Source organism: Gilliamella sp. B14384G12 (assembly GCF_016101825.1).
Taxonomy (GTDB): Bacteria; Pseudomonadota; Gammaproteobacteria; order Enterobacterales; family Orbaceae; genus Gilliamella; species Gilliamella apicola_N.
The window spans coordinates 393,078-406,051 of record NZ_JACFPU010000002.1 but is presented as its reverse complement, the minus strand read 5'-3'; the positions used below and the strand labels follow the sequence as shown (position 1 = coordinate 406,051).

Genomic DNA, 12,974 nt, shown 5'->3' with positions numbered 1-12,974 from the left:
CCGAACTCAGAAGTGAAACGCCGAAGTGCCGATGGTAGTGTGGGTATTACCCATGTGAGAGTAGGGAGCCGCCAGACTTTTAAATTTATATATACATACCAAATTCGGTGGAGCGGTAGTTCAGTTGGTTAGAATACCTGCCTGTCACGCAGGGGGTCGCGGGTTCGAGCCCCGTCCGTTCCGCCACCTTATTTAGGGGCGTAGTTCAATTGGTAGAGCACCGGTCTCCAAAACCGGGTGTTGGGAGTTCGAGACTCTCCGCCCCTGCCAAAAATGATGATTTGTTCTAATTTTAGCCGTTCGGTAACTTTTACTAACATAAATAAAAAATTTTTGTTTACAGATTAAGTTAGTGAATTATAATTCCCGCCCAAATACTTTTACAATCTAGAGGATATAAAATGGCTGAAAGTTTTGTAAGTCAACAACGTTTTTTTGATAATAAAAATTATCCAAGGGGATTCTCTCGCCACGGAGATTTCACAATTAAAGAAGCACAAATTTTAGAAAAATATGGTTGTGCTTTTAGAGATCTTGATGCAGAAACCAGAAAGCCTGTTACAGCAGACGAAAAGTCATTTGTAGCAGTGTGTAAAGGAAAAAAAGAACCTTCTACTGATTTAGAAAAAGCATGGTTAAAATACTTATCCCGTATAAATAAGCCGAAACGTTTTCATACATTATCAGGCGGTAAGCCTCAAGTTGATGTTAATGATGATTTCGTAGATAGTGATGACTAATTCTTTTAACCAATATTTTTGTGTAATTGAATTAATAATCGATCCATAGAACGATAACTTAATGCTTCTGAAAGATGTTTTCGTTCTATGTTTTCTGATAGCTCTAAATCTGCAATAGTGCGGGATACTTTCAATATTCTATGCCATGCTCTAGCTGAAAGCCCTAATTTTATCAAAGCTTGTTCTAAATACTCATTATCTTCATCAGATAATTGACAATAAAGTTGAATATCATTAGAGGTTAGTTGACTATTTAATTTTTTATTTCTTTCCATTTGAATGTTTCTGGCTCGTAAAACTCTTTCTTTTACTATTTCAGTAGATTCACTCTTTATTGCTCTCTGACGCAATGCTCCTTTAGGTAAAAGTGGAACTTCAATAGAGATATCAAATCTATCTAAAAAAGGTCCTGACAGACGATTTAGATAACGAATGATTTGTTGAGGAGTCGTTCTGTTATGCGTTCCTTGATAGTGTCCTGTAGGACTTGGATTCATTGCTGCTATAAGTTGAAACCTAGCTGGAAATTTTATTTTAGCATTTGCTCTTGAAATAATGATTTCACCTGATTCAATAGGTTCTCTTAACGCATCAAGGACTTTACGATTAAATTCAGGAAGTTCATCTAAAAACAACACTCCATTATGAGCTAGTGATATTTCACCAGGTTTAGGTATTGATCCCCCTCCAACCAATGCTGCAATTGAAGCACTATGATGAGGCGATCTGAAAGGGCGTTTACGCCAATTTTGAATTGATCCATTTGAACTAACCAAACTAGTAATTGCTGCACTTTCTAGTGCTTCTGCATCAGATAATGGAGGTAGTAATGATGTTAACCGCGTTGCTAACATTGTTTTACCTGTCCCAGGCGGGCCTATTAATAATAAATTATGACCTCCAGCGGCCGCTATTTCCAATGCTCTTTTAGCATGCTCTTGCCCAATAATATCCTGCAAATTAGCTAACGTACCATTACCATTATGGTATTCTCTATAAGCTACTAACGGTAAGCTTATTTCTTGTGTCAAATGTTGACATACCTCGACTAAATTATTTGTGATTAATGTATTTCCTTGGTGTATTAAAGATATTTCTGATTGATTCTCTGCTGATATTATTAGCGAACGCTGCTTTTTTTGGGATGAAAGTGCAGCGGGTATAGCACCTTTAACTGCTCTAATTTCTCCAGATAAAGCAAGCTCTCCTAAAAATTCATATTTAGATAAATTATTAGAGGGAATTTGTTGTGTTGCAGCAAGAATTGCAATAGCAATAGGTAAATCAAAACGACTGCCTTCTTTTGGGAGATCGGCTGGTGACAAATTGACAGTTATTTTTTTTGCAGGAAAAGTAAATCCACTATTAATGATTGCACTTCTAACACGATCTTTTGCTTCTTTGACAGTTGCTTCAGGAAGACCAACTAGGACAAAACCAGGTAAACCATTACTAATATGAACTTCTACATTTATTTGTGGAGCTTGTATTCCAATGGATGCGCGAGTGAAAATAGTTGCAAGTGACATAATTTTAATCTTTAACATTTAAATTTATTATCACTTTATTTATAAATAAGTCATGCATAAATCTCATTATTAAATTTATGCGTTTTTGTTCGCAATAAATATGATATTTTTTCTGTTATTTACTCTTTTTCACTAATCAAGTATCTCGAAATAAATAATGATATAAAAAATAGACACGTGTTACTTAATACAACGGATGGACCTGTCGGGGTATCGTAAATGAATGAAAATAATAATCCTCCAATAATAGATAACATACCGATAATTATTGCTATTAATGCCATAGATTCAGGTGTTTTTGAATAATATTTGGCTGTTGCAGCAGGAATAATAAGTAGCGATGTGATAATCAGTGCGCCTACAAATTTCATTGCTATTCCTATTGTAAACGCTAATAATAGAGTTAAAAGCAATTTTGTGAATTGTATATTAATACCGTTACTAAATGCTAATTCTTCACTAACAGTAATGAATAAAAAATTATTCCATTGCCAAAGTAGTAAAGTGCCAATAAGCATTACACAAATAATAATTTGAAAAAGATCAGAATATGTTACAGATAGAAGATCGCCAAATAAGTATCCCATCAAGTCAATACGTATATTCTTCATTAAGCTAATAACTACTAGGCCTAGTGATAATGCACTGTGAGCCAAAATACCAAGTAAGGTATCAATTGGCAATTGCTTTTGAGATTCCAGCCAAAGTAATCCTATAGCAAGTAAAAGTGTTATAAAAATAACAGCATAAAACAAATTTATGTTGAGTAGAAAACCAAATGCAATACCGAGTAAAGCTGCATGTGATAAAGTATCACCAAAATATGACATCCTTCTCCATACAACAAATGTACCTAACGGACCTGTTACTGTAGTTAAAAATAAACCCGCTAATAAAGATGGTAATAGTAACTCAATCATTATCTTTTTTTCCAATTTTAGGTAAGATTATTTAATTATTTTTCTGTTCATTAGTGTGTTTACATAAATCATGTTGATGATTGTGATGATGTTTATAAACAGCGATTTGAGATGCACCTTGTTGACCAAAAAGAGAAATAAATTCTGGATCATTTGAGACACTAGCTGGCGTTCCTGAACAACAAATATGATGATTTAAGCAGATGACTTCATCTGTTTTAGCCATTACCAAATGTAGATCATGTGAAACCATTAAAACACCACAATTAAACTGTGTTTTCGCATTACTAATTAAATCATATAATAAAACCTGTCCATTAACATCTACCCCCTGCGTCGGTTCATCTAGGATTAATAATTGGGGGCGTTTAGCTAAAGCCTGAGCAAGTAGCACTCTTTGCAGTTCACCGCCAGATAGTTGATGCATTGATTTGTCAATTAAATATTCTGCTTTTACCAAAGATAGGATGTTTAGAACATTTTTACTATTTAATTGTTTATTCAAACACATAAAACGCTTTACAGTAATGGGTAAGGTCGGATTAAGTTTGATGGATTGTGGAACATAACCAATTGTTAAGTTAGCTAAACGAGTGATCTTTCCTGATGTATAAGTCATTAATCCCAAAATAACTTTAACTAATGTTGATTTACCAGCACCATTTGGACCAAGTAACGTTACAATTTGATTTGTGCTAATTGATAACGAAACATTATGTATTATTTTTTGATGTTTTATTTCAACCGAAACATTATTTAGCGAAATTAGCTGAGTCATATTAACGTAAGTCCTTGCTCACCTATATGTTATGTTATACTATAACAATAATGTGATCTATTCTACCATATTTTATAAACATAGGATAATAATGTGAAAAAAAATGCACGAATTAAATCTAATCGATTATTGCGATTCTTAAAAATGCTAAGTCCATTGCTCATTATTAGTGGGTTTATTTTAGATGCTAATGCAAACATTATTTCCTCTGTAAAACCTATTGCTTTTATAACTCAAGCGATTTCTGATGGTGTAACAAATACTGATATTTTATTGCCTGATGGAACTTCTCCGCACACATATTCTTTAAAACCATCGGATTTAGCTAAAATAAAAACCGCAGAATTGATTATTTGGGTTGGTGAGGACTTGGAAACATTCATGCCTACCATTTTAAAAAATATTGATAAGGACAAACAAATAGAATTAATGGATATACCTACCATTAAAAGTTTACTACGAACCAGTACAAATAATCATGATCAACATGAAACCCATACTCATAATAATGATTCTGATCATGATCATCATGGTGAATTCGATGAGCATATTTGGCTTTCCCCAAAAATAGCCAAAGAGATTGCTCAAGCAGTACATGATAAACTTATTAGTATATATCCCAACAAAAAAGATATTATTGATGAAAATTTAAACGAATTCACCGTTAAACTAGCTGAAACAGAACAAAACATTGCAAAAAAACTGATTAACGTACAAAATAGCGGATATTTTGTTTTTCATGATGCCTATGGGTATTTTGAATCACAGTTCGGATTAAAAAATCTAGGTAGTTTTACCATAAATCCAGCAGTACAGCCAGGTGTTCAAACTGTTTATGCTATCAAACGAGAATTAAAAGAACATCAAGCAGTATGTGTATTTAGAGAGCCACAGTTTAGCCCTGCAGTTATTGAAAAAATAGTGAATGGAACAGATGTTCGTATTGGCGAATTGAATCCCTTGGGTACAGATATCACTTTATCCAAAAATGCCTATTCACAATTTTTATTAAGATTAACACAGCAACTGTTGGATTGTTTAGATAAAAAGTAATGTAGATAATAAATAGTTAAGGTTAATTTTGGCAAGTAAGATTAAATCCCCTAATATTGAAAAGAATAAATCTAATTTTCCCTATTTTTCACTATTAGGTGTTCTTCTTGTGGTTATCTCATTTACCGTATTATGGCGACCACTTAATTTGGATCGCACGGTATATGTTCCTTTGACTCCTCAAGTTGAAACGACAGTAATAGATAATATTAATTCTCCAGTTATTGTTGGAGATGGTCGAATTGAAGTTGTTGGCGGTAAGTCAAAAACAGATCAAGTTACTGAATCATCAGATGTTCCTGAGGATGAAATAGTTAAAGATGAGCTAGATGACATTATTGAAGATAAGGGTAATACTGTGCAATATACTGTTGCACGTGGTGATACTCTACATGATATTTTACTAAGGTATAACGTCAATAGAAGGGATGTTTACCAATTAACAACTAACTTTAAACAGCTAGCCAATTTAAGAATTGGTCAACAAGTTAGTTGGACGACTGATGATTCCAATAATTTACAAAGTTTTAGTTGGATAATATCCAGTAACAATATCAGAATTTACGAAAAATCAGGCAATAAATTTATCGAAAGCTCTGAAACTGTAGAAGTGATACCACAGGAAGTAGTTATAAAGGGGGATATAAAAAACAGTTTCATTGCTGATGCGCGTAAAAGTGGATTAACGAGTAGTGAAATTGGTGTTATCACTCGAGCCTTACAATGGCGCTTAGATTTTCGTCGTTTAAAAGTTGGTGACAAATTCTCGGTAATTTTATCGCGTGAAGTACATGGTAAGCGCTTGTCTAATAGTCAATTAATCGGTGTTCGCATTAGAAATGGTAGCAAAGATTATTATGCTATTTTAGCTGATGATGGTCAATACTATGATATTAACGGCGGCAGCTTATCACAAAGTTTTTTTCGATATCCTCTTGAAAAACAGGCTCGTGTATCGTCAGGATTTAACCCACGTCGTTTAAATCCTGTTACTGGTGTTGTTACACCTCATAATGGAGTTGACTTTGCCGTATCCCGAGGAACACCTGTTTTATCAGTAGGTAATGGTGAAGTGGTTATTGCCAAGTATAGTGGTTCTGCGGGTAACTATATTGCTATTCGTCATGGTCGTCAGTATATGACAACATATATGCATCTGGATAAAATATTGGTAAAACCTGGTCAGCAAGTTAAGCAAGGTGATAAGATTGGCCTATCAGGCAATACAGGGCGATCGACAGGCCCTCATCTACACTTTGAGTTACATATTAATAATAAACCTGTTAATCCTTTAACGGCAAGTTTACCTATTTCAGAAGGGTTAACTGGTAAATCAAAAAAAGCATTTTTGTCAAAAGTTAAAGATATTCGCCCGCAGCTAAATTTTTAAAAAATTAAAGGTTAATTTTATACTAAAACGTACCCATTTCCTGAAACTTTTTAACGAAAAGAAGGTTAAGGTATCCTTAAGAAATTATGTTATTATAAGGTTAATTTTGATTGAATAATAAATGTTAGGTGTAGCTTGAATAAATCAACAAAAACAACCAAAACAAATAAAAAACGATCCGCTAAAAAGGTTAAGAAAAAGACTTTATGGCGACGGCTTTGGTCGTTTCTGTTTAAAGTCTTTCTAGTTTTTGCTGCTGTAGCTATAATTTATGGTATCTATCTTGACCAGCAAATCAAAGAACGTATTGATGGTAATGTTTGGGAACTGCCAGCTGCAGTTTATGGTCAAATTATTGATCTTGAACCAGATAGTGAATACAGTTTAAGTGATGTAGTCACTATGTTAGTTGGGGCTCAATATCGACAGCAAGACACCAAAGCAACGCGCCCTGGCGAATTTATTGTTACTAACGATACAGTACAAATTTATCGTCGACCTTTTACTTTCCCTGATGGTGAAGAAAAAGCGTTTCGTGTCAAAATTTCATTTTATGAAAATCATATTGATCGTATCACTAATTTAGATACCGGTCGTGATTTTGGATTACTACGCATTGATCCTAAATTAATTACTATGCTGCATTCTCCTAATGGCGAGCAGCGATTATTTGTGCCGTTAAAAGAATTTCCTGATTCACTCATACAAACATTAATAGCCACCGAAGATAAACGTTTTTATAATCATTATGGAGTGAGTTTATACTCTATTGGACGTGCGATTTTTGTTAATTTAACGACTGGTCGTACGGAAGGTGGTAGTACCTTAACGCAACAAACAGTAAAAAATCTTTTTTTGACTAATGAACGTAGCTTAAGTAGAAAGATCCGCGAAGCTTATATGGCATTGATTTTAGATGCCCGATATAGCAAAGAAAGAATCTTAGAATTATATCTAAATGAAGTCTATTTTGGACAAGCAGGTAGTGAAGAGATTCATGGTTTTCCGCTGGCTAGCCTGTATTATTTTGGACGTCCTGTTAATGAGCTTACATTAGATCAGCAAGCTGTTTTAGTTGGAATGGTAAAAGGCGCATCACTTTATAATCCTTGGACACAACCAAAACAAGTTCTTGAGCGTCGTAATATTGTTTTAAAACTTACTCAACAACAAGGTATTATTGATGAAGAGTTATATAACTTATTAAGTCAGCGCCCACTCTCTGTATTACCTAAAGGAGGCGTCATTTCTCCTCAACCTGCATTTATGCAAGTTGTACGCAGTGAACTGAGAAAGCAGTTAGGAGATAAAGCTGATCATCTGTCAGGAATGAAGATCTTCACTACTTTTGATCCAGTTGCTCAGGCAGCTGCCGAACAAGCAGTAACCAATCAAATAGAATCATTACGTAAATCTACGAACAAAGATTTACAAACTGCAATGGTCATTGTTAGTCGGGAAACGGGTGAAATACGGTCAATTATAGGTAGTGCTGAACCACGTTATCCTGGTTACAATCGAGCATGGTTAACAAGACGATCAATTGGGTCTTTAGCTAAACCTTCAACCTATTTGACTGCGTTAGGGCAACCAGATAATTATCAACTAAATAGTTGGCTTAATGATAATCCACTGTCAATTAAAGTCGATAATGGAAGCTATTGGCAACCGAAAAATTTTGATCGGAAATATCGTGATCGTGTTATGTTGGTGGATGCTTTAGCGCTCTCACTTAATGTACCGACTGTTAATCTAGGAATGGAATTAGGACTTGATGCGAGTAAAAATACTTTAGAAGCATTAGGTGTACCAGCAGATCGCATACCTAATTTACCATCAAGATTACTTGGAGCTTTAGAATTAACGCCATTAGAAACAGCACAAATGTTTCAAACTATTACTAATAATGGCCAACGTTCGCCATTAACTATTCTCCGATATGTATTAACGGATAAAGGAAAGTTGGTTTATCAAAGTTATCCACAGCAACTACAAGCTGTGTCAGCACAGTCCGCTTATTTAACAACTTATGCAATGCAGCAGGTTGTTGAATCAGGTACATCGCGTTCATTAAAATCCAAATATGGACCATTTAAACTCGCTGCTAAAACTGGGACAAGTAACGATTCACGAGATAGTTGGTTTACAGGAATTGATGGTAAAAATGTTGCTGTCATCTGGATTGGGCTTGATGACCATTCTCCTATGAAATTAACAGGAGCAACGGGAGCGCTAAAAATTTATAGTGAATATTTACAGAATAATCCACCTAAGAAATTAGTACTGCCTATGCCACAAAATATTTTTATGATGCCAATTGATAGCAATGGTCAGTGGCAATGTGGTGGAAGTGGTGTTCGTACTTTGCCTGTATGGACCGCTAATCCCCAAGGTTTGTGTTCTGGCGGTAACCAATCGGTGTCAGATAAATCGGCACCGTCTTGGGTATCTGAAATGTTAAATAACTAAGTAGGACTCTATGCCTGAATTACCAGAAGTCGAAACAAGTCGTCGTGGTATTTTACCTTATTTAAAAGGTCAGACTATTAAACAAATAATTGTTCGACAGCCTAAATTGCGTTGGCCAGTTGATGATGCAATTAAGAATGCTCAAGGACAAGTTATTTTAGATATTCAAAGACGTGCGAAATATCTGTTGTTACAATTGTCTTATAACTGGATAGTAATTCATTTAGGAATGTCAGGTAGTTTACGCATTTTAAAAAATCATCAAGAAGCTGAAAAACATGACCATATTGATTTGGTTTTAGAAAATGGTGTGATATTACGTTACACAGACCCAAGACGTTTTGGATCTTGGCTTTGGGCTAATTCACTCGATGATGTATTCCAATTGCAACATTTGGGACCAGAACCTTTGAGTGATGAGTTTTCAGCAAACTATTTATTTGAAAAAGCAAAAAATCGACAAATACCCATTAAAAGTTGGATTATGGATAATCATATTGTGGTTGGCGTTGGCAATATTTATGCTTCAGAATCATTGTTCATGGCAAAAATTAATCCCAATCGAAAAGTCAATTCTATACAATTAGTGGAATTTGAGAGATTAGTTAATGCTATTAAGCAAGTACTTACTAAATCAATTACACAAGGTGGTACCACGCTTAAAGATTTTCTGCAATCAGATGGAAAACCAGGCTATTTCGCTCAAGAACTTCAAGTTTATGGTAGAGGCGGTGAAAAATGCTATATTTGTAATGCAGAAATAAAATCACAAAGAATAGGACAACGTAATACGTTTTATTGTGAACAATGTCAAAAATAATGAATTGTTTATTTTTATGTGAGTAATTACCTAAAATAGTCGATGTAAGTTAACATAATATTGAAAGCTCAATTAAGTTAAAATTTGTATAAATAACATCTATTTTCTTTCTTTAAACCATCATCAACTCAGATAAATGTACATACCAATTTTTCAATTAATTAGTGTTTACCAACTGAAAAGCTAATTATTGGAATGTAGCAAAAAGTAAATTGAAATATTTTGCTTTGAAGTGACTAGACTTGTTACGCGATATCGGATATCTTTTTGGGGGGGATAAAAGTATTTATCTTTTATAAAGTTTAATATGTGGCGCTAATTAATTAGTGATAAAATATTAAACTCCAAAGATATTTCAATCGCGTTGTTTGTAATTTGCATTGATTTTAATGTAATTTATTTCGCTTTTATTAAGGAATTTAAGATGATCAAATTTGCTTGTCGCTTTTTGATAACTTTATCTGTTTTATTTCATACAATGATTGCTAATGCAGATGTTCGCATTATTATCACCGATGGCGTTAGTTCTGCCAAACCGATAGCAGTTGTACCTTTTAAGTGGACAGGATCGGGTGAGCCTCCACAAAATATTGAGGATATAGTTGCTTCAGATTTACGCAATAGTGGTAAATTTAATCCTATTGATGTTAATAATATGCCACAAAAGCCAACCACTGCTTCAGAAGTTACTCCTGCTGTTTGGGATCAACTTGGTGTTTCAGCTGTGGTTGTTGGTTCCATTCAACCTGATGCTTCCGGGAAATATTTAATTAATTATCAATTAATTGATACCGTTACTCGTCCAGGTGCAGTTTTAGCACAAAATCAATATTCGATTGATAAACGTTGGATTCGTTATGCAGCGCATACTGCAAGTGATGAAATTTTTGAGTCACTAACAGGCATAAAAGGTGCTTTTAGAACACGTATTGCTTATGTGGTTAAAACTACTAGGGGACCTTTTACACACGAATTAAGGGTGTCTGATTACGATGGGTATGATCAAATGACTGTCCACCGTTCTAAAGAACCATTAATGTCGCCTACATGGTCACCGGATGGCAAAAAACTTGCTTATGTAACTTTTGAAGGTGGTCGTTCATCATTAGTTGTAAAATCATTAGAAACCGGCGCTGTTCAAACAATTGCTGCTTTCCCAAAACATAATGGTGCCCCTGCTTTTTCTCCTGATGGCAGTAAATTAGCTTTTGCATTATCCAAAGATGGAAGTTTAAATTTATATATGATGGATTTAAACTCAAAGAAATTAACTCAAATTACATCAGGTCGTAGCAATGATACTGAGCCATCATGGATGCCAGATAGCCAAACAATTGTTTATACTTCTGACCAAGCTGGTCGCCCTCAACTTTATACTATTAATATAAATGATGGAAGCACCCAACGTTTAACATGGGATAATACACAAAATCAAAATGCCCGTGTTGCTCCTGATGGTTCTTTTATTGCAATGATTTCGACAAATAACGGTGAACAGCATATTACACGTTATGATACAGAAACAAATACTTATCAACGATTGACGGATTCATTTTTGGATGAAACACCAAGCATAGCACCTAATGGAACTATGATTATTTATAGTTCAACACAAGGATTAGGCACAATTTTGAATCTTGTTTCAACCGATGGTAATTTTAAAGCTAGACTACCTGCTACTGATGGGCAAGTAAAATTTCCTGCTTGGTCACCATATTTATAAATAAAGGATTGAAATTTATTCTATATTCTGAATATTAAAATTGTACAAAAGGTAATAGCGTTATAATATATAACGCTATAATTTCTAATTGATAAATTGTGTTATTTTTATAATTAGTAAGAGATATAATATATAAGTAATATTTTTTAAAACACAAAGGAGTTAATACAATGCAATTTTCTAATTTTCTTAAAGTAGCTGCGGTTGCTTTACCACTAATGGCAGTTACTGCATGTTCATCAAACAATACCACTACTGACCAAGGTGGGACTACAACCGTTAATGCATCCCAAAGAGTTTTAGAGCAAATTCGTAAATTACAACAAATCAACATCGTATATTTTGATTTTGATAGATATAATGTTAAACAAGAGTTTGCAACATTATTAGATGATCATGCAGTTTTCATGCGTGCAAATCCAGATATTAAAGTCGTAATTGAAGGTCATGCTGATGAACGTGGTACGCCAGAATACAATATTGCATTAGGTGAACGTCGTGCGAGCGCAGTTAAATCATATCTACAAGGTAATGGTGTTCCTGGCGGACAAATGGACATCGTATCTTATGGTAAAGAAAAACCAGCTGTATTAGGACATGACGAAGAAGCTTATTCTAGAAACCGTCGTGCAGTAATAACATACTCTGGTTTCTAATTAGTTTATTTAACGGCTGTTTATGCAGCCGTTTATTTATCAAGTTCACGCTGAGTATAATAATATGTATAAAAAAGCACTGATATTGTTCTTATTTCTTCTATTTAACAGTTATGGTTGTGCTGCAAGAAGTTCAGATTTAGAAAGAACGATTCAAGCACAAGGTCAATTATTAGTTGAAAGTCAACAGAAAATTACTGAATTACAAGCTGATGTCGATACACTTCGTGGTCAACTAGAAGAAACTCAATACCAGCTTAATCAGACCATAGAACGTCAAAAAATGATTCTTCAGCAATTGGTTAATGGTTCAGGACTCTCTTCTAATACTAATTCATCCAGAGAGGGTATATCTTTACCACCTTCTGCTACTGATGACCAACCACCATCAGATTTACAAAGTTGGACAAATTCTGGTAATGATAAAATTGATTATGATTTCATTGTACAATTTATTAATGATGATAAACAAAATGCTGATACAATAGCTGCCTTTCAAAAGTTTATAAAGAATTACCCAAAATCATCTTATTTAGCCAATGCTAATTATTGGTTGGGTCAACTTTATTATAAGGAAGGAAAGAACGATGAGGCTTCATTTTATTATGCTACTGTTGTAAAAAATTATCCATCTTCTTCCAAAGCAGCAGATAGCCTTTATAAAGTAGGAGCTATCTTATTGGATAAAGGTGATAAAAAGAATGCTAAAACTGTTTTTCAACAAGTTATAAGTAAATATGCTAAAGATAAACAGGTTGTTGATCTTGCGAAGCAAAAATTAGCATCGCTTAAATAAAATGTATAAATAACCAGCTATTGAATTAAAATACTAATAAAAGGGTTGCGCTGCTTAGCAATTATAAGTATTATAGCAACCCGAAATCGCTTGTAGCGCT

11 protein-coding genes and 2 tRNA genes are annotated in these 12,974 nt (G+C 34.2%); 10 read left to right on the top strand and 3 right to left on the bottom strand.

Translation table 11 applies throughout. The features are described 5' to 3' along the window. Window positions 1–109: 109 nt before the first annotated feature. The 3 genes from H3S73_RS04400 to H3S73_RS04390 all read left to right on the top strand — a co-directional run bounded on the left by H3S73_RS04400 (window position 110) and on the right by H3S73_RS04390 (window position 740). A tRNA-Asp gene (locus H3S73_RS04400) sits at window positions 110–186 on the top strand. 8 nt (window positions 187–194) lie between these two features. After that, window positions 195–270, top strand: a tRNA-Trp gene (locus H3S73_RS04395). 131 nt (window positions 271–401) lie between these two features. Then, window positions 402–740, top strand: coding sequence for a DUF413 domain-containing protein (locus H3S73_RS04390; RefSeq protein WP_039129930.1), 339 nt, complete (start codon window positions 402–404; stop codon window positions 738–740). 5 nt (window positions 741–745) lie between these two features. On the opposite strand, the gene H3S73_RS04385 is transcribed toward H3S73_RS04390, so the two are convergent. From H3S73_RS04385 to znuC, 3 genes are all read right to left on the bottom strand, one after another. Next, window positions 746–2,269 carry a YifB family Mg chelatase-like AAA ATPase gene (locus tag H3S73_RS04385; protein WP_198235683.1) on the bottom strand — a complete coding sequence of 508 codons (1,524 nt, stop codon included), beginning with the start codon at window positions 2,267–2,269 and terminating at the stop codon, window positions 746–748. 119 nt (window positions 2,270–2,388) lie between these two features. Then, window positions 2,389–3,189: a zinc ABC transporter permease subunit ZnuB gene (gene znuB, locus H3S73_RS04380; RefSeq protein WP_198235682.1), complete on the bottom strand. Its 801-nt coding sequence runs from the start codon at window positions 3,187–3,189 to the stop codon at window positions 2,389–2,391. Window positions 3,190–3,220: 31 nt separating this feature from the next. Further along, window positions 3,221–3,967: a zinc ABC transporter ATP-binding protein ZnuC gene (znuC, locus tag H3S73_RS04375; protein WP_198235681.1), complete on the bottom strand. Its 747-nt coding sequence runs from the start codon at window positions 3,965–3,967 to the stop codon at window positions 3,221–3,223. A 93-nt stretch (window positions 3,968–4,060) separates the two neighbouring features. On the opposite strand from znuC, the gene znuA reads away from it, so the two are divergent. The 7 genes from znuA to ybgF all read left to right on the top strand — a co-directional run bounded on the left by znuA (window position 4,061) and on the right by ybgF (window position 12,874). Further along, window positions 4,061–5,020 carry a zinc ABC transporter substrate-binding protein ZnuA gene (znuA, locus tag H3S73_RS04370; protein WP_198235680.1) on the top strand — a complete coding sequence of 320 codons (960 nt, stop codon included), beginning with the start codon at window positions 4,061–4,063 and terminating at the stop codon, window positions 5,018–5,020. 28 nt (window positions 5,021–5,048) lie between these two features. Further along, window positions 5,049–6,410 (top strand): murein DD-endopeptidase MepM, encoded by a 1,362-nt coding sequence (mepM, locus tag H3S73_RS04365; protein ID WP_198235679.1) that lies wholly within the window; start codon window positions 5,049–5,051, stop codon window positions 6,408–6,410. A 135-nt stretch (window positions 6,411–6,545) separates the two neighbouring features. Continuing rightward, a complete protein-coding gene (gene mrcB / locus H3S73_RS04360) occupies window positions 6,546–8,879 on the top strand; it encodes a bifunctional glycosyl transferase/transpeptidase (protein ID WP_198228901.1) in 2,334 nt (777 codons plus the stop codon). A gap of 10 nt (window positions 8,880–8,889) precedes the next feature. Then, on the top strand, window positions 8,890–9,699 hold the full coding sequence (mutM, locus tag H3S73_RS04355; protein WP_198235678.1) for a bifunctional DNA-formamidopyrimidine glycosylase/DNA-(apurinic or apyrimidinic site) lyase: 810 nt from the start codon (window positions 8,890–8,892) through the stop codon (window positions 9,697–9,699). 427 nt (window positions 9,700–10,126) lie between these two features. After that, entirely contained in the window at window positions 10,127–11,422 is a 1,296-nt protein-coding gene (tolB, locus tag H3S73_RS04350) for a Tol-Pal system beta propeller repeat protein TolB (protein WP_370528607.1), read from the top strand. 170 nt (window positions 11,423–11,592) lie between these two features. Further along, complete coding sequence (gene pal / locus H3S73_RS04345) at window positions 11,593–12,078, top strand: peptidoglycan-associated lipoprotein Pal (RefSeq protein ID WP_198228898.1); 486 nt, start codon at window positions 11,593–11,595, stop codon at window positions 12,076–12,078. 22 nt (window positions 12,079–12,100) lie between these two features. Next, complete coding sequence (ybgF, locus tag H3S73_RS04340) at window positions 12,101–12,874, top strand: tol-pal system protein YbgF (RefSeq protein WP_198228897.1); 774 nt, start codon at window positions 12,101–12,103, stop codon at window positions 12,872–12,874. Window positions 12,875–12,974: the final 100 nt, after the last annotated feature.

What these genes read in the sequence shown, in the direction of transcription:
- H3S73_RS04390 (WP_039129930.1), top strand. Translation starts at nt 402, where the DNA reads ATGGCTGAAAGTTTTGTAAGTCAACAACGTTTTTTTGATAATAAAAAT.
- H3S73_RS04385 (WP_198235683.1), bottom strand. Translation starts at nt 2,269, where the DNA reads ATGTCACTTGCAACTATTTTCACTCGCGCATCCATTGGAATACAAGCT.
- znuB (WP_198235682.1), bottom strand. Translation starts at nt 3,189, where the DNA reads ATGATTGAGTTACTATTACCATCTTTATTAGCGGGTTTATTTTTAACT.
- znuC (WP_198235681.1), bottom strand. Translation starts at nt 3,967, where the DNA reads ATGACTCAGCTAATTTCGCTAAATAATGTTTCGGTTGAAATAAAACAT.
- mutM (WP_198235678.1), top strand. Translation starts at nt 8,890, where the DNA reads ATGCCTGAATTACCAGAAGTCGAAACAAGTCGTCGTGGTATTTTACCT.
- pal (WP_198228898.1), top strand. Translation starts at nt 11,593, where the DNA reads ATGCAATTTTCTAATTTTCTTAAAGTAGCTGCGGTTGCTTTACCACTA.
- ybgF (WP_198228897.1), top strand. Translation starts at nt 12,101, where the DNA reads ATGCAGCCGTTTATTTATCAAGTTCACGCTGAGTATAATAATATGTAT.